General features: G+C 71.3%; 14 protein-coding genes. 5 read left to right on the top strand and 9 right to left on the bottom strand.

Annotated features, from left to right (window positions below):
- Positions 1 to 98: 98 nt before the first annotated feature.
- Genes Prum_RS10040 through sigJ form a run of 3 tightly spaced genes read left to right on the top strand, consistent with a single transcriptional unit; the run spans position 99 to position 1,955 of the window.
- On the top strand, positions 99 to 620 hold the full coding sequence (locus Prum_RS10040) for a hypothetical protein (RefSeq protein WP_173075858.1): 522 nt from the start codon (positions 99 to 101) through the stop codon (positions 618 to 620).
- Positions 617 to 1,051: a DUF1707 SHOCT-like domain-containing protein gene (locus tag Prum_RS10035; protein ID WP_173075856.1), complete on the top strand. Its 435-nt coding sequence runs from the start codon at positions 617 to 619 to the stop codon at positions 1,049 to 1,051. The genes Prum_RS10040 and Prum_RS10035 overlap by 4 nt, the downstream gene beginning before the upstream one ends.
- Before the next feature lie 4 nt (positions 1,052 to 1,055).
- Positions 1,056 to 1,955, top strand: coding sequence for an RNA polymerase sigma factor SigJ (gene sigJ / locus Prum_RS10030; RefSeq protein ID WP_173075854.1), 900 nt, complete (start codon positions 1,056 to 1,058; stop codon positions 1,953 to 1,955).
- Between the two features lie 9 nt (positions 1,956 to 1,964).
- Here sigJ and Prum_RS10025 read toward each other — a convergent pair whose 3' ends face one another.
- The 8 genes from Prum_RS10025 to Prum_RS09990 form a co-directional block, all read right to left on the bottom strand.
- On the bottom strand, positions 1,965 to 3,134 hold the full coding sequence (locus tag Prum_RS10025; protein WP_173075853.1) for an MFS transporter: 1,170 nt from the start codon (positions 3,132 to 3,134) through the stop codon (positions 1,965 to 1,967).
- Positions 3,131 to 4,549 carry a hypothetical protein gene (locus tag Prum_RS10020; RefSeq protein ID WP_173075851.1) on the bottom strand — a complete coding sequence of 473 codons (1,419 nt, stop codon included), beginning with the start codon at positions 4,547 to 4,549 and terminating at the stop codon, positions 3,131 to 3,133. Before Prum_RS10020 ends, Prum_RS10025 begins: the two co-directional genes overlap by 4 nt.
- A complete protein-coding gene (locus Prum_RS10015; RefSeq protein ID WP_173075849.1) occupies positions 4,546 to 5,628 on the bottom strand; it encodes a substrate-binding periplasmic protein in 1,083 nt (360 codons plus the stop codon). Before Prum_RS10015 ends, Prum_RS10020 begins: the two co-directional genes overlap by 4 nt.
- A gap of 24 nt (positions 5,629 to 5,652) precedes the next feature.
- Positions 5,653 to 6,537 (bottom strand): bile acid:sodium symporter family protein, encoded by an 885-nt coding sequence (locus Prum_RS10010; RefSeq protein WP_173075847.1) that lies wholly within the window; start codon positions 6,535 to 6,537, stop codon positions 5,653 to 5,655.
- A 70-nt stretch (positions 6,538 to 6,607) separates the two neighbouring features.
- Positions 6,608 to 8,017 (bottom strand): hypothetical protein, encoded by a 1,410-nt coding sequence (locus Prum_RS10005; RefSeq protein ID WP_173075845.1) that lies wholly within the window; start codon positions 8,015 to 8,017, stop codon positions 6,608 to 6,610.
- A gap of 23 nt (positions 8,018 to 8,040) precedes the next feature.
- Positions 8,041 to 8,343, bottom strand: coding sequence for a DUF1905 domain-containing protein (locus tag Prum_RS10000; RefSeq protein WP_173075843.1), 303 nt, complete (start codon positions 8,341 to 8,343; stop codon positions 8,041 to 8,043).
- A gap of 615 nt (positions 8,344 to 8,958) precedes the next feature.
- Complete coding sequence (locus Prum_RS09995) at positions 8,959 to 9,948, bottom strand: arabinan endo-1,5-alpha-L-arabinosidase (protein ID WP_173075841.1); 990 nt, start codon at positions 9,946 to 9,948, stop codon at positions 8,959 to 8,961.
- A gap of 11 nt (positions 9,949 to 9,959) precedes the next feature.
- Positions 9,960 to 11,048: a porin PorA family protein gene (locus tag Prum_RS09990; protein WP_173075839.1), complete on the bottom strand. Its 1,089-nt coding sequence runs from the start codon at positions 11,046 to 11,048 to the stop codon at positions 9,960 to 9,962.
- A 205-nt stretch (positions 11,049 to 11,253) separates the two neighbouring features.
- On the opposite strand from Prum_RS09990, the gene Prum_RS09985 reads away from it, so the two are divergent.
- Together Prum_RS09985 and Prum_RS09980 are read left to right on the top strand one after the other, a co-directional pair.
- Positions 11,254 to 11,802: a hypothetical protein gene (locus tag Prum_RS09985; protein WP_173075837.1), complete on the top strand. Its 549-nt coding sequence runs from the start codon at positions 11,254 to 11,256 to the stop codon at positions 11,800 to 11,802.
- Between the two features lie 401 nt (positions 11,803 to 12,203).
- A complete protein-coding gene (locus tag Prum_RS09980; RefSeq protein WP_218577188.1) occupies positions 12,204 to 14,207 on the top strand; it encodes a sensor histidine kinase in 2,004 nt (667 codons plus the stop codon).
- Here the strand turns inward: Prum_RS09980 and Prum_RS09975 are convergent.
- Complete coding sequence (locus tag Prum_RS09975; protein WP_173075833.1) at positions 14,188 to 16,386, bottom strand: MMPL family transporter; 2,199 nt, start codon at positions 16,384 to 16,386, stop codon at positions 14,188 to 14,190. The two genes, Prum_RS09980 and Prum_RS09975, sit on opposite strands and share 20 nt — an antisense overlap.
- Positions 16,387 to 16,606: the final 220 nt, after the last annotated feature.

The following is a 16,606-nucleotide window of genomic DNA, read 5'->3' as shown; positions in this document are numbered from 1 at the left end:
TGCCTCGGTCTCCGGAGCCACTCCACCCATCGAGACGAGTACGGAGTTACAGACAACGGCCAAGCAGCCCTTCATGCGCCTGCGCCAAGTGTTCGTGGTTGCCGTCGTCACGCTCGGCAGCGTGTTGGTCGCCCCGCGTCGGCGGCGCATGCGACACCGTTCCCGGAGACCTACCTGGCGGACAGCGCCGGCCACGCGCGGCCCTGACCGAGCGGGAGGCAGACGACTACGCGACCTTCGTCGTCGCGGTCGACAAGGTGCTGGACGGCGATGCCCGCCGGGTCGTGGACGGCAAGGTCTACGTCGCGGTGCTGGTCGGCAGCGAGGCGACCCCGCGGCGGCTCGCGGAGCTGAACCCGCAGGCCACGATCGTCGCTGTGCTGGACGACATCACCACGTGGCGGCCTGTTCCGGAGGCGACTGTCGTGCGACCGGCCGCCATACCGGCGGCGGCCCCGCTGTACTACGCCTACCATGACGGGCTCTGGCTGCAGGGCGCGCAGGACAGCCAGATGTACGGCATCGACGTCGAGCACACCGTACTGGCCCCTGCCTGGGGCGGAGTGCGCGACGTCGAAGGTCTGGCCACCACCCTGCAGGAGGCTACGCTCGGCGGGTGAGTCTTCAGGACCTGCCGCCGGCCCGGCTGGCGCTGCGGATCGGCACGCCGGAGATCCGCGCGGCCGAGCAGGCGCTGAGGACCCACGTCGCCGAAAACCGCATCGACTCCGCCGAGTTCGAGCGGCGGATGGAAACCGCCAAGGTGGCGAAGACCCAGGCCGAGCTGCTGCGGGTCTTCGCCGACCTGCCGGCACCGCACCCCGAGCTTCCGGAGCCACCCCCGCCGCTGCCGCTGCGCAAGGTGGGGTCCGGCGGCGACGACATGCCGCTCTACGGGGTGGCCTGCATCCTGGCGATGCTGTTCGGCCTGCCGGTCGCGGTGGTGCTCGGCTTCACCGACGATGCCTGGTGGGCACTCGCGGTGCCGGTGGCCTTCTGCGTGCTCCTGGTGGTGATCATTGACCTCATCGAGCGCTTCCGTGGGAGGTGATGGTATGAGCACCCAACTGAGCGTGATCATGGGTGAGCGGCGTCACCTGATCAATCTCGCGTACCGGCTCCTCGGCTCGCTGGCCGATGCGGAGGACGTCGTGCAGGAGACGTACGCCCGCTGGTACGCCATGTCCGAGCCGCAGCGCGAAGCCATCGAAGCCCCCGCCGGCTGGCTGACCACGGTCGCCAGTCGCATCTGCCTCGACCTGCTCCGCTCGGCGCGGGTCCGGCGGGAGCGCTACGTCGGCGAGTGGATCCCGGAGCCGCTGCCCGACCATACGGAGTGGCTCGACGAGCGGTCCGCCGCCGTCGCCGTCGACCCGGCCGACCGGGTAACCCTCGACGAGTCGGTCAACATGGCGTTCCTCGTCGTACTCGAATCGATGACCCCAGCCGAGCGCGTCACGTTCATCCTGCACGACGTCTTCCGCTACTCCTTTCCCGAGGTGGCCGAGATCGTCGGCCGTACGCCGGCGGCATGTCGCCAGTTGGCGACGTCGGCCCGCCGCCGCATCCGCGCGTCGGATGCGCCCGCGGCGGCGACGGCCCAGCGCGCCGACCTGGTCCGGGATTTCAAACGGGCATGGGAAGCCAAGGACATCGAAGCCCTCATCGGCCTCCTCGACCCCGCCGCCACCGCGATCGGCGACGGCGGCGGCCTCGTCACCGCCGAACTCCGCCCGGTCGAAGGCGGCGAGCGGGTGGCGCGCTACTTCGCCGGTCTGGCTGACCGGAAACCCGACGCGACGCTGCTGGAGCGCACGGTCAATGGTCAGCTCGGCCTGGTGGTTCAGGAGGACGGCGTCGTCACCACGGTGATCGCGTTCGACGTCGCGGGCGACCGGATCACGCACATCTGGGCGATACGCAATCCCGAGAAGCTCCGGCCCTGGCTGAGCTGACCCGCCGGCTCACGAGGGCGGGCGCATCCGGCGGATCGCGGGCGCGGCCAGGGCGAGGAGGATGACGCCCGCGGCGGCCCACAGGCCGAACGCGAACGGGACGGACCGGTCGCCGGACAGGATCCCGAGCCCCGGGCGGGCAACGGCTATGCCGATCCCGCCCAGGCAGGCGATCAGCCCGAAGATCGTGGCCCGTACCGGCGGCGGGGTGACCTCGTTGGTGAAGACCTCCAGCACCGTCGTGCCCAGGGTGTAAGCGAAGCCGAGCAGTGGCAGGAACACGAACGGGCCGAGCCAGATCGCCTGGCTGGTGGCCACGAGCCCGACGAAGGTGAGCAGGAACGCCGCTGCCGTGGCCGCCCAGCGGCGCGGCGCGGTGACGTATCCGGCGGCGAGCCCGCCCACCAGCGAGGCGGCCGCGAACACGGCGTACATCCAGCCGGTGGCCTGCGCCGACATGTCCAGGTCCAGGGCCAGCGGCTGGAACAGGATGCGCGCGCTCCAGCCGAAGAGCAGCAGCAGCGCGCCGAGCCACACGGCGCGGCGTATCCGGGCGTCGGCCACCGCGCCCCGCAGGTCCGCCGCCACGGAGGACAGCGTGGTCGCCACCCGCGAGGCCCGGATCTCCGGCAGGGTCAGGGCGAGCAGGAAGGCCGCGGCGGCCAGGGCAGAGGTGACCGCGAACGGCAGTCGCGGGTCCACCTCGTACAGGTACCCCGCGGCCAGCAGGGAAACCAGCACGGAGCCGCTGCCCACGGCCCGTACCAGCCCGAACGCCCGGGTCGGGCTGACCTCGGGCGCCTGTTGGGCGCACAGCTCGTACAGGTAGGTGCTGGCCGCTCCGGAGGACAGCGCCCACAGCACGGCCCACAGCACCCACACGGCGAAGAGCGCGCCGACGGACCGGATCTGTGTGATCGCCGCGAACGTCAGCACGGAGCCGCCGGCCAGGGCGAGGTACGTGCGGCGCCGGCCGATCCGGTCGGCGATAACCCCCACCGGAAACTCGCACGCCACCGAGGCGATCCGGAAGACCCCGTCGGCGAGCACCGCCGTGGTCAGCGAGAAGCCCATGTCCAACAGGTAGATCAGCCAGATCGGGAACCAGAACTGCACCTCGAGCAGGAACTGGGCGATCGCGAAGGTGCGGATGATACGGCTGCGCAGCGCGGCTCTCATGCGTTGTTGTCGCGCCGGAAGAACAGGTACAGGGCCACCATCAGCACCGACATCACGCCGGAGGCGATGAGGATCGCGTCCGCCGGCTGCGCGGCCACCCACTCCACAATGGACGAACGGCCGAGGTCGTACACGGTCGAGTCCGGGTCGCTGGCGATCGACCGGCCGAACTCGGTCAGCGCCAACGCCGTACCCAGAATGGAGGTGACGCCGATGCCGAGCAGGATGAGGTCGGTGAACATCGCCGACCGGGCCGTGCGCCGGGCGGCGAGCTCGGCGAGGCGGCGGTCGCAGGTCTCTATCTTGAACCGCACCGGCTGCTCCAGGACCGTCTCGTAGTCCCAGAACGCCAGGATCGCGTCCATCTCCATGCGTACCGCGCGCTTGAGGTACTTGGACAGGTCCCGGCGTTCCATGATGATCAGCTCGGCCCGCTGGCTCAGCGCCATCAGGTGGCCCTTGAGCTGTTCGAGCTCCCACCGCGTGTCCGCCGCCGCCGAATCCGCGAGGATCTTCGACAGCCGGGTGTCGATCCGGTCCAGCACGCCGTAATACACCTGGGCGTAGCGCAGCGCGTCCCACTGGTCGCGGAACGGGTCGCCGCGCCGCATCCCGCCTCCCGCGCCGGTCCGGTCCATGAAGAGGTAGTTCAGCCAGCGGACCAGGTGGTCGATGCTGCCGTCCAGCAACCGCTCCGCCGGCGGGCGGTCGTCCTCGGCGGTCACCACGTCCTTGACCCAGTGGCGTACGACCTCGTCCGCGCCCGGCTCGGTCGGCACCACCAAGAGGCTGCGGGTGACCCACAGCGCCTCGCCGAACTCCGCCGTCACTGGGTCGTCCGCGGACGTCGCCGCCACGATGATCCGCTCGTCCCGGTCCGCCCGGCGCAGCACCTCCAGCACCGGCACCAGGTACCGCCGGACCGTCTCGCGCGCGACGCGTTCGCCCAGCGCCACGGCCCGTGCCTGCAGGTCGTCGAGGCGCGCCGCCAGATCCGGGGCCGGCTTGGTGAACGACGGCGCCACGTCCGCCAGCAGCTCCAGCAGCATGACGCCGTGGTCGTACAGCCGAAAGCTGATCTCGGTGACGCCGAGCTTGAGGGCGTCGGTGGTCCCGGCGAACTCCTCGGGCAGATGCTCCGGGCGCAGCACGCCGGTGAGGACGTGCAGGGTGCGCTCCACCGCGTGGTCGCTGATGGTCCGGTACAGGTTGAGCGAGCTGGTGACCCGGGTGTGCTGCAGGGTGACGGCCGGGGGCGGCCCGGCGGGATCGGAGGCGAGCCGCCCGAGCAGCTCGTCCACGGCGGCCTGCTGCTCGGCCCAGAACGACGCGTACCCCGTGGGGTCACGCAGCGTCGCGCCGGGCACGGCGTAATAGTCCACGACCACCGGGGCGAGGATCCGCAGCTGCGTCATGATCCGGCCGCCTCCAGCCGTACGGCGCGGGCGTCGACGTACAGGACGCGACCCTGCGCGGGGCCGTTGGTGACCTTCACCTTGACGAGGAGGCGCCCCGGAGGCTTGCTGGCGGCGCCGGTGAACTCCGCCGGCCAGGTGAGCACCCGCGCCCGCGTGCCCTGCGGTGCGAGCAGCACCGGTCTGCCCGCCTCGTCGAGCAGTTCCACCAGGCCCGATCCGCCGGTCGGGGTCAGGGCCACCTCCGGGGATCCGGACGGTTCGAGGTCCGCGACGATCCGTTCGTACTCGTCGCTCTGGCGCATCGTCGCCAGCTCGCGGTTGAAGCTCTCCATCACCGCGGCGGCCGCCGCGGTGTCCGCCATCATGAAGTACAGGCCCTCCACCGAGTGCACCAGCGGGTTGTCCTCCCGCAGGTAGTCGAAGTCACCGGCGTCACCGGCGAAGGCCGGGTCGGCCAGCACCGCCCGACCGGACAACAGCCCTTCGGCGAGTACGTCGACGGTGCCCTCGGCCAGCGCCCGGAAGCCGGCCATGGCGGAGTCGAACTCGACGAACGCGCCGACCGCGGACTCCAGCTCGTCCCAGTAGTCGTACCCCGCGATCCCGCCCACCCGCATCGCGCCCAGGTCCTGCGCGGAGGAGACTCGCGGCGCACCCGTGGTGCGGTTGTAGAACAGCACATACTCGAAGTCGACGAGCGGGTCCGACAGCAACAGCTTGGCGCGCCGCGAATCGCTGCCCACCAGCGGAAACACCCCCAACGAGGCGCCCGAGGTGACCTGGCCCTCGGCCAGCGCCCACGACGTATAACTGACCTCGGGGGAGTACCCGGCCCGCCGCAGCGTCTCCACGACCAGCTCGGTGACCGGCCCGCCGTCCGGCAGATCCGGCCCGACGAACGGCGCCCACGACCCGCTCGACACCGGCACGGGCCGGGACGGCGAGACCGGAGACGCGCGCAACCCCAGTGCCACGACCATCGCCGAGACGGCGACCACCACGGAGAGGACCAGCACCGGCCCCCAGGTCCGCAACGGCCTGAGCAGGTTGGACAACCGGCGCGGGTACGGCGACATGATCGATCACTGTAGCCGCACGGCTCAACCCATGATCGTCGCCGGTGACGGGCCGGACGTGGTCCGGGGGCGGATGAGGTAGCCGAACCCGGCCGCGGTGAAGAACATGATCAGGCTGTAGACCGCCGCCGGAACGGCGATCTCCGTGCTGTTCAGCAGGCTCGTCGCGATGACGATGGCCAACGTTCCATTGTGGATCCCGACCTCCATGGCCGCCGCCACCGACTCGGCCCGGCCGACCCTGGCCAGCCGCGGCGCGAAGTAGCCGACCGCGAGGCTGATGAGGTTGAACGCCAGCGCGGCCACTCCCGCCGCCTCGAAGGAGTCGGCCACGTTGTCCCGTTCCTTGATGATCGCGCCCGCGATCACCAGCACCAGGACGATGACCGACAGGATCCGCACCGGGCGGTGCATGCGCTCGGCGAACGCGCGCCGGCGCGCCCTGATCAGCATGCCCAGCGCGACCGGCACCAACACGATCGCGAAGACCTGCACGACCTTGTCGAATTGCAGGCCGATCTGGCCCGTACCCGCGAGGAAGTGGTCCAGGGAGAGGTTGACCACGATGGGCAGCGTGAAGACCGCGAGCACCGAGTTGACCGCGGTCAGGGTGACGTTGAGCGCCACGTTGCCGCCGAAGAGGTGGCTGTAGAGGTTGGCCGTGGTGCCGCCGGGCGAGGCGGCCAGCAGCATCATGCCCACCGCGAGCACGGGCGGTAGATCCAGCGCCAGCACCAGGCCGAAACACACCACGGGGAGTAGCAACACCTGGCAGGCCAGCGCGACCAGGACGGCCTTCGGGAACACCACGACGCGCTTGAAGTCGGCCACGGCGAGACCGAGCCCCAGCCCGAGCATGACGATCCCGAGGGCGACGGGCAGGAGGACCTGGGTCAGGACCGAATCCATAGCCGAGGATTCTTCACGTAAGGTCCAAGTGATGCCCATCGACCGAAGAGGTGGACCTTCGCGCCTGGCCTCAGAGCGCGCGCAGGGTCCACGGACCGTCGGCGTCGACCTCGATGGCGAAGGTGTCCTCGGGCAGGAGCACCTCCTCGGTGCAGGGGCCCGCGTCGCTGATCAGCGCCCTGACGTACTCCGCGTACGCGGTGACGCCGACGTAGCGGTGGCCGCTGTGGCTGAACCGGAGGAGGGTCATGCCGGAGGCGGATCCGCGCGCCACGCGCAGCACCGCCGCGCCGTCGCCAGCGGCCGTGCCGGTCCACTCGGGCGCGTGCCGCAGCGGGCGTACGACGATCCGCCATCCGCCCTTCGTGTTGATCCTCAGCGCGCTCGGGACTTCGACGAAGTTCAGCGCACACTCGCCTCGGTACGCGCCGATCCGGTTCACCAGGAGGTCCAGGTCCTCGTCGGTCTCGGTCAGGGACCACACGCTGAAGGTGCCCGAGCCGTCATGGCTGATGATCGCCGTGTGCGGCGTCTGCGGGAGGGCGAGCGGAACGAGCGCGTCGCCGCGCCCCTCGAAGGTCTCCTCGTCGGGGACCTGCGCCGCGGCCGGGTCCGGTGCCGGCGGCGCCTGCGGCAGCCAGGAGCCACGGGAAACCGGCAGGACCGCGTGGACCGCCGCGGGACCGGGTGCGCCGGGCTCCAGCAGCCGGGCGGCGGACGGCACCCGGTACGCGGTCAGCAGGCGCGGCAGCGCGGCCAGCTGTCCAATGTGGAACCACAGGTTCAGCGCCACCCGCACCCGGTCGTCGATGACGGCGTGCAGCCGTACGTCGTCGTGCGCGACGTGCAGCCCGGCGACGTAGTCGGCGCTCGTTGCGGCCAGGCCGGCCATCCGTTTCACCATGCCGACAGACTTCCGGGCGTCGGCCGGCGCGTCCGCCTCCAGTTGGTGCATTGCCGTCTCGGCGTGCTGCCGCAGCACCGCCATGGCCAGCAGCATCGCGTCACGGTGCTCCGCCGGGCAGTCGCGCGCGACCGGGCCGACCGGCAGTGACACCGGCACCCTCAGCGCGGCGGAGATGTCGTAGCCGGGGTTGTCCCGCGCCTCACCGGCCAAGGACAGCCAACCCTCCACAGCGGACAGCCAATGCCAGACCTGCTGGAACGTGACCGGGTAGACGTACCCGACGGTGCCCGGATCGGCGGCGTACACGGAGTCCAGCATCGTCTCGCCGAGCCGCTGGACCGTCACCGCGGCCCAGGCGGCCAGCAGGTGGCTGCCGACCCCCGGCGGGGCGGTCCACACCGAGTAGCCGTCGACGGTCAGCCGGTCGCGGGCCTGGTCGGCCACCATAAGCTCGTGGTACGCGCCCATGCCCGCCTGGCGTAGGGCCTCCAGTACCCGCCCGTCCTGCTCGCCGCCCAGGCCGGCGCGCAGTCGGGTCATCAGGGTGGGCCGCAGCGGATCGGCCGTCGCCATGCCTCGCCTCCCGGGTCCACTCGTCAATAGTCGACGAGTTCGACGGTAACGGTCGCGACATCACCCGTGTCGAGATCCTCCGCCTTGCGGACGGCGCGCTTGACGGGCAGCACGTAACAGCCGCGGGCGCCGTCCGGGAAGATCGATGTCGTCCAGGTGCTGCCGCCGACCGTGACCCGCACCTTCACCGCACCGAAACCGCGACGCGGCCCGCCGGCCCGTTCGCGGATCTCCTCGGACGCCTCGACCGGCAGGCTGACGAACGTCCAACTCTCGTCGCGCCGGGCGTCCCAGATCCACAGCTCGGCGTCGAAAACGAAATCCACGCCCCAGCATCGCACCCGCGCGGCCCCCTGACATCGCCCACCCCAGGGCGGGTATAGGGGCGCCCTACTCACGGCGCGACCCCCACAGAGACCTTTCGGGGTCGGGGTGCACACGTATAGATCTTTGTGGCTTGGCGTTGCGCTGGTGCTTGCCTTGGAAATCAAAAGCTGGTGAGCTGCCGCGACGCCCGTCGTGGTGCAGGCCGTCGCTCCCGCGGCCTCACCCTCCGCGGTCCACAACCCCACGAGGCAGCAATGTCAGGGAACTTGCTGCTTCCCGCGGGCCGTGAGGCAGCAGGTTCCCTGACATTGCTGCCTGACCGGGGATGCGGGTCGCCGGGTCCGCTGACAGCGGCGCGCAACCAGGCATCGTCCGGCGGGGTTGATTGTGGATCGCGGAGGGTGCGGCCGCGGGAGCGACGGCCTGGACCGCGTCGGACGTCGCGGTAGCTCAGAACTCGATCTTGAACCTGACCCTGATCTCAATCGCGTCGATCAAGGACTTTCCCGTCGATCAAGGGCAAACGGCCGTGGAAAAGAGATCCAACCACGACCCTTTGCCCTTGATCGACGCGCAAGCCCTTGATCGACGGGGAAGGGGGAAAGGGAAGGGGGTTAGTAGGCGTAGGGCCAGGCGGTGGGGTCCCAGGCTAGGAGGTTGATGCCTAGGCGGGCGGCGCCGGTGTCGGTGTAGTAGTGGTAGAAGAGCACGTCGGCGTCGACGTCGGGCAGTACCGCCGGGTGGCCCGGTCCGTGTACCGAGCCGTGCGACGCGAGCACCTCGGTGCCGCCGCCCGCGGTGAGTGCGACGCCGTTGCGGTCGACGTACGGGCCGGTGATCGAGGCCGACCGCCCGACCATCACGCGGTACGTGCTGTCGGCTCCGCGGCAGCAGAAGTCGAAGGACGTGAACAGGTAGTAGAAGCCGCCGCGCCGGTGGATGACCGGGGCCTCGACGGAGCCGCTGACGCTCGACGGCCGGGTGGCCAGCGCGCGCACCGCTGTGTCCAATGTGGAACGCAGGCCGGTGGCGGGGTCGAGCCGGATCAGCTTGATGCCGCTCCAGAACGAGCCGAAGGTGAGCCACCACAGCCCGTTCGCGTCCACCGCCAGGTTGGGGTCGATCGCGTTGTAGTTGACCGACGAGCTGCTCTCGATGACCAGGCCGCGGTGCGTCCACGAGCCGGCCGCGCCGGTCGGGCTGGTGGCCAGGAAGATGGCCGAGCGCTGGGAGCCGAACGTCGAGGCGGAGTAGTACAGATAGTACTGTCCATTGTGGCGTGAGATGTCGGGTGCCCAGAGGTTGGCGGCGCCGCCGGTGTACGCGGTGGTCCAGGGGGCGCCGTTCGGCCAGACGGTGCCGGCGTTGCGCCAGGCGATGCGGTCGGTCGACGTCTTGATGGACAGGTTGTTGCCGGTGTGCACGAGCAGGTACGTGCCGGTGGGCGTCTTGACCACGCTCGGGTCGTGCGCGCCGGTGCTGCCGGTGACCCGGCCGGGGTTCGGGTACGCGACTGCCGCGGAGGCGGTGGCCATGCCGTTGAGCGCCAATCCGGTCGCTGCCACGGCGACCAGCGTGGCGACCCGCCGTCCAGTCCTCGTCATATAGATCATCGTCAACTCCCTGGAGGGGGTTGAAACGATACACGAGGCATCGGTCGCGCGGAAGGCCGGCGGAGGCGGCGCAGGGCCGGCCAGGCCGTGATGAGGCCGAACGCCATTGCCAGCAGGCCGAGGCCCACCGGTATCACGGTGCTCAGCAGGAACACGCCGCGCTCCTGGGCGGCCGCCGCCGCCCGCAGGTCACTGGCCGTCTCCGGCGCGAAGTGCGCCTCCAGGCTGAACACCGACCCCAGCGGAACGGTGAACGAGCCGAGCGCGAGCACGGCCTCGACGTCCTGCCGCTGGTTCACGTCCAGCACGTTGGCGGTGCTCGCGTCGACCCAGTAGGTGGCGTCGCTGCTCGCGGTCAGCGTCAGCGGCACCCCCGGCGGCATCATTTTGAGGATGTCGGGGTCCTTGACCGGCCCGCTCGCCTTGATGTTGAACCGGTACGCCGTGCGGTCGCCGATTTTCTCCGTCCCCACATAGCGGGCCTGCGCCACGGTCTGCGTGGCGAAATCCCAGAATGGATAGTCCCGCGCTTGCACATCCAGCGGAAATCCGGCGACCAGGCCCTCGTGTGGCTGCGCCCCGCTGCCTGGTGGCACCGGCGCCGCCGCGAACGTCCGGCGATTTATCGACCAGTTGCGCGTGGTATCCGAGAGAACGGCATTGTCCGGCCCCGTCACCGTGGACCGATTGGCGATAACCGCGTCCCCGTCCTGAGTGGAGACCACCTTCACATTGTTGACGATGGTGACCGGCACGTCCTCGCGGATGAGGTTTCGCACGTCGAACGACCGGATCGCCGCCTGGTCTACCAGGCTGGCCGTGCCGGTGAGCTCGATGCTCGCGTCCAGGTCGGCTGGCAGCTTCAACAGGCTCGGCAGCAGCACGAACCGTACGCCGATCGCCCCGGTGAACAGGACGACAGCGAGAACCAAAGCCACCAGCCGCCGTTTACTCATGTGCAATGCGTACGGGCCGCGGACCGGATGAGGATGTGGGTGGATCTGATACTCCATCCGGCCGCGGTTGTCATCGAACTGATAATCCGCCGGGACCGCTCGCGACATATACCAGGCGCTGCGCCGTGGCGCCAACACTCCATCTTCAACAAAAGCCGGAAGCCTACGTTCGCGCCGCCACAAACTCGGTCCGGTCCGTCCAACGTAGATGCGGACAAGTGGCCACACAGGTTTGTTGGGAAGTCCGGCGCACTCGCGCCGGCCTGAAAGAAAGTGGGAGATCGTGCGACAACTGCGCAATCGAAAGGTTCTGATCGCAGGCGGCTTCGCGGCGGTCTTGGTGAGCCTGGCGGCGGCCGGCCTCGGTTCGGCCAACGCGGACCTCCTGCCCGGCTTCGGCCAGGGCGCCAACACGGCCGCCGCGGGCACGAGCATGAACGCGACGGCCCGCGCCGCCCTGCGTGACGCGGCCCGGAGCCTGGCGGACGCCAGCGACGCGGCCATGGAGGCGGGCCAGAACGTGGAGCGTGCCTGCGATGACGCGGACACCCAGGCGGGCCAGAACGCCGCGGTGGCCGGTGAGCAGGCCGCGTCCACCGGCATGGCCGCTCGGGCCACCGCCCGGCAACTGCTGGCGGCCACCCGCAACGGCGGCTCGTCGAACCTGATGGCTGACGCCGAGGCCGCCTTCGCCGCCGCGCAGAACGCCATGCAGGAGGCCCGTGCGGCCGTCGCCGACGCGCAGGCCGCCGTCGCGGCGAACCCGAACGCATCGCGCGGCAGTGCGCGCATGCTCAACGGCGCGGTGGAGGACCTCGACGAGGGTGCGGCGGACATGGCCTCGGCCCGGACGTCCATCGCGAACGCCCAGACGCTCAGCGGCAACTGACGCGGTCATACCGGGAAAGGCCACCACACGATCCTGGATAGGGTCGTGTGGTGGCCTTCGGCCGTGTGCACATTTCGGTCACGCACCAGGGCCTGTTTTATAAGGGCTGGCCGGCCTGCGGCGGACCCAGACGACGACCGGCGGCACCGGTCGAAAGGCCGCATACAACACCGGTATGCGACCTTCCGCCCGGCTTGCCGGATCGCCGCCTGGGCCTCGCCTCGGCTCGACCGACCCTCATAAAACAGGCCCTAGTGCTGTGCGTGACCGTGACTACGTCTCAGCGTGACAGTGATGATGGCGGATGCGCTCACCTCGCGTACTGACGCATGCCTGCTTGGTCTGGCTTTCTGGGGTGCGTGAGGGTATCGGGCCTGGAACGAGTGCGTGATCTGGCACGGGTGACCTTCCGGCGGGGCCGCCACAGCCGGGTCACCCTGTGGACGTACGACACGTTCGCCTTGCACGGCCGGCCGCTGCCGGTGCGGATGGTGGCTGTGCTCGTACCGATGACCGCGGTGGCCGTCGCCTTCGGGTGGGTGACCGTGCTGACGTCGTTCAACCAGGCCCGGCCGCTGGGCGACGCGGAGCGGTACGCGGCGGTCAGCACGGCGAGCGTCCGGCTCGTGGAGCGGCTCCAGGACGAGCGGGACCAGGCGGCACGGACGGTCGCGCTCAGCGCGACCGGGCCGCGCCTCGATCCCGTGTACGCCGCCACGGAAGAGGCGGTCAAGGCGTTCGAGACGGCCGTCGGGGCGGTGCCGGAGTCGGCGTTCGGCGGGCAGGTGGCGCGGGCCCGCGCCGGCATCGCCGACCTGGCCGGGCTGCGCACCCGCGCGTACCGGCAGGGCCTGCCGCCGCTCGCCACCATCGAGGCGTACAGCAGGCTCATCCTGCCGGTGATCCACATCGGCAGCGGCGCGGACAGCCGGGCCATGCGGCTGTCCGGCAACTCAGGGGTGTTCGCGCGCACGGCCGGCCTGTACGACCTGGTCCTGGCGGCCGGCGCGGCGTCGCAGCGGCGCGCGTTGGTGACGGCCATGCTGTCCCGCGACGAGCCGTGGCCGGGCGAACGGGACGCGCTGCTGGTGTCCGGGTTCCAGAGCAGCGTCGAGCTGGAGGCGTTCCAGGCCAGCGCCGGCGCGCCCTCCCTGGCCCTGTTCCGGGAGGCGCAGGCCGCGCCCGCGGTCCGGGACACCGACGCGTTCGTGCGCCGGCTGCTGGGCAGCAGCGGCAGCTACGCCGACGCCGGGCTGTCCGTGGACACCTGGCTGACGGTCTCCGGCGCGCAGCTCGACAAGCTCCGGCTGGTCATCGGCAACGGCGTGCGCGGCGCCCTCGACGACATCCGCGACCTGCGGGTCGCCGCGTGGCGCGTGGCGGTGAACAACACCCTGCTGTTCGCGCTGGCGGGCGCGTTCGCCGTTGTCTTCGCCGTCGCGGTCGGCGGCGGCATCGTGTGCGACCTGCGCCGGCTGCGCAACGGCATGCTCGCGGTGGCGAACGACCGGCTGCCCCGGGTCGTCCGCGCGCTCTCCGAGCAGCCGCCCGAGTTCGTCGACCTCACTGTCCGGCCGGTCAGCGGCGCTTCGCGGGACGAGATCGGCGAGGTGGCCAACGCGTTCGACGCCGTGCACCGGGAGGCGGTCCGGCTGGCCGCCGCGCAAGCCCGGATGCGTACGACGGCCAACTCCGTGTTCAGCATCGTGGCGTGCCGGGCGCAGAAGCTGGTCGCCCAGCAGATCCGCGTCATCAGCGAGCTGGAGCGGGACCAGATCGACCCCATGCAGCTGGACGGGCTCTTCCGGCTCGACCACCTCGCCACCCGGATGCGCCGGTACGGCGAGGTGCTGCTCGTGCTCGCCGACGACGACCCGGGACGGCGGCGCAAGGACCCCGCGCTGCTGGCCGATGTCGTCCAGGCGGCCGTCGCGGAAAGCGAGCAGTACGCCCGGATCGAGCTGCTGTACCTGCCGGCGGTGAACGTGGCGCCCGACCTCGTGGTGGACCTCGTGCACCTGCTCGCCGAGCTGCTGGACAACGCCACCGACTTCGCCGAGCGGGGCAGCGCGGTGAACGTCATCGGCAGCCGGGAACGGGACGGCGACGTGCTCATCGAGATCCACGACGACGGTCCGGGCATCCCGGAGCGCGACGTCGACGACCTCAACGCCCGCCTCAGCGGCGTGCCCGGCATCAAGCTGGGCGAGGAGCCGCAGCTCGGGCTGTTCGTCGTCCGCCTGCTGTCGGCCCGCCACGGGGTACGCGTGCGGCTGTGGTCGGCGCGCGGCGGCACCACGGCGTCCGTGCTGCTGCCGGGCGAGCTGATCGCGCCGGCGCCGGCCGGGTCGCGGTACGAGCTGCCCGAGCCGGTCGGCTTCGGTCCTATCCAGGCACGCGTGTAAGCCGTCCACCTTCGACAAGTCCGAACCGCTTGTGCAGTCGGGTCAGGACCGGCGGCGCCCACCAGTTCCAGCGACCGAGAAGCGTCATGGTGGCCGGGACGAGCAGGCACCGCACCAGCGTCGCGTCGATCGCCACCGCGGCGGCGAGGCCCAGGCCGATCTGCTCGACCGAGCTCATCCGGGCCGCCGCGAAGCACCCGAGCACAATCACCATCAACAGCGCCGCGGAGGTGATCATCCGGCCGGTCTGCTGTAGACCCCAGCGCACGGCCGTGCCCGGCTCGACGCCGGCGTCGACGTACTCCTTGACGCGGGCGAGCAGGAAGACCTCGTAGTCCATCGACAGGCCGAACGCGAACCCGAAAATGATGACGAGGAACACCGGGTTGAACCCGCGCACCGTCACCGTGTCCAGGACCGAGCCGAAGACCCCGTGGTAGAAGACCACACTCATCACGCCGAACGTCGCGGCCAGCGACACCACGTTCATCACGATGGCCTTGACCGGCACGACCAGCGAGCCGGTCATCAGGAAGAGCAGGACGAACATCGCCAGCGCGGTCAGCCCGACGGCCCGGGGCAGCCGGGCGACGATCAGCGCGGACAGGTCGCGCAGGATCGCGGCGTCGCCGGTGACCCAGGACCGGTCGCCGGGCGGCCGGTCGGCGCGGATCCGCTCGATCAGCCGCCACACCGGATCGCCCTGCGGATCGCCCCGGACGTCGAACTCCACGATGGACATCTCCGCCGACAGCGGCGCGGCCGGGCGGACGGTGGCCACCACGCCCTGCTGGCGCCAGCGCGCCGCCCACGTGTTGAGCGCGTCCGGGGCGGTGCGGGCCACGACGGTCACGGCGGCGACCGGGGGCAGGCCGAACCGCTGGACGAGCGCGTCGGCCACCTGCACGCCCTCGATCGAGCGCGGCAGCGTCTCGACCGTGTCGAGGCGTACCGCCGTGGGCAGGATCGGTGTGGCGGCGGCGATGAGCGCCGCGGACGTCGACAGCGCGACCAGCCACGGCCGCCGCTGCACGCGGCGGGCGAGCCGGGCGAAGAAGCCGGTGTCGTCGTCGCCGTCCGGCGGCGCGATCCGGCGCACGCCGTGCCGCGCCGGCCGGATCCACCGGGTCAGCGATCCGAGCAGGGCGGCGGTGAGGGTCAGCGACGCCAGCATCGCGACCACCGCGATGGCCATGCCCGCGAGGCCGAGGGTGGAGATTCCGGGTACGCCGAACGCGAGCATCCCGACCAGTGAGGCGGCGACGGTGAGCGCGCTGAACAGGATGGTCCGTCCGGCCGTCGCCCAGGTGCGCTCCAGCGCCACCGGCGGCGGGTGCGGGCCGCTCAGCTCCTCCCGGTACCGGCTCAGCAGCAGCAGCGAGTAGTCGATGGCGAGCCCGAGGCCGAGCAGGGTGGTCACGGTGACCGCGTTGACATCCAGGTCGGTGGCGGCCGCGACGGCGAGCAGGACGCCGGTGGCGGCGGCGACCGACACCAGCGCGACCAGCACCGGCAGGCCGGCCGCCACCGCCCCACCGAACACCACGACCAGGGCGATCGCGGTCAGCAGCAGGGAGAGCGCCTCGCCGCGCGCCAGGTCGGTGCGGATCGCCTCGTTCGCCTGCAGGGTGACCGCGGTGGTCCCGCCGACCTGGACCCGCGCGCCCGCCTGCCCGGCGGCCCGCAGTTGGCGTTCGCCTTCGCGGAGCGCGCGGGTGACCGCGTCGGTCGCGGCGGCGAGCCCGGCCGGCTCCAGCCGGTCCAGCGAGACCTGGACGAGCAGGGCGGTGCCGTCCGCCGTCACCGGCGCGCCGCCCTCGTACGGGGTGACCACCGCCGTCACGCCGTCGATCGACGTGAGCTGGGCGGCGGTGGCCTGCACCTCCGCCTGGACCACCGCGGCGCGCACGTCGACCCCGTCCACCACCCCGGTGATCTGGCCGCCCTGGCCGGTGGCGCCGGCCAGCACGTCGATCGCGGCGACCGACTCCAGTTCGGACGGCCCGCGACTGACTAACCGGTCAAACAGCGGTCCGGCGGACACCCCGCCGGCCACCATGGCGACCAGCCAGATCGCGATGACCAGCCACGGGCGGCGGAAACACCAGCGGCCGGCGCCGGCGAGCACGCCGTCGATCGAGGCGGGCGGCCGGCCGGCGCGCGCCTTGTACAGCCTCACTACCGCAGCGTGACCCGCCCGTCGGGCGGCCACAGTGGAGCGCGCGCACGAATCCCGGCGCGATCCGCGCGCTCTTTGACAAGCCGACCCGGGTACGCGGAGGCGCCCGCCGCCGGGCGCGGGTGGTCACTCGGCGTCCACGTCTTGTTACCGCGGTGACAACAGTGGTGCGCCGAACTGTCGCTCCGGTGCGCGCGAGACCGGTCGCGGCCGGGCGTAG

Origin of the sequence: Phytohabitans rumicis, assembly GCF_011764445.1 — a bacterium.
Classification (GTDB): domain Bacteria; phylum Actinomycetota; class Actinomycetes; order Mycobacteriales; family Micromonosporaceae; genus Phytohabitans; species Phytohabitans rumicis.
This window is presented reverse-complemented; position numbering and strand designations above follow the sequence as displayed.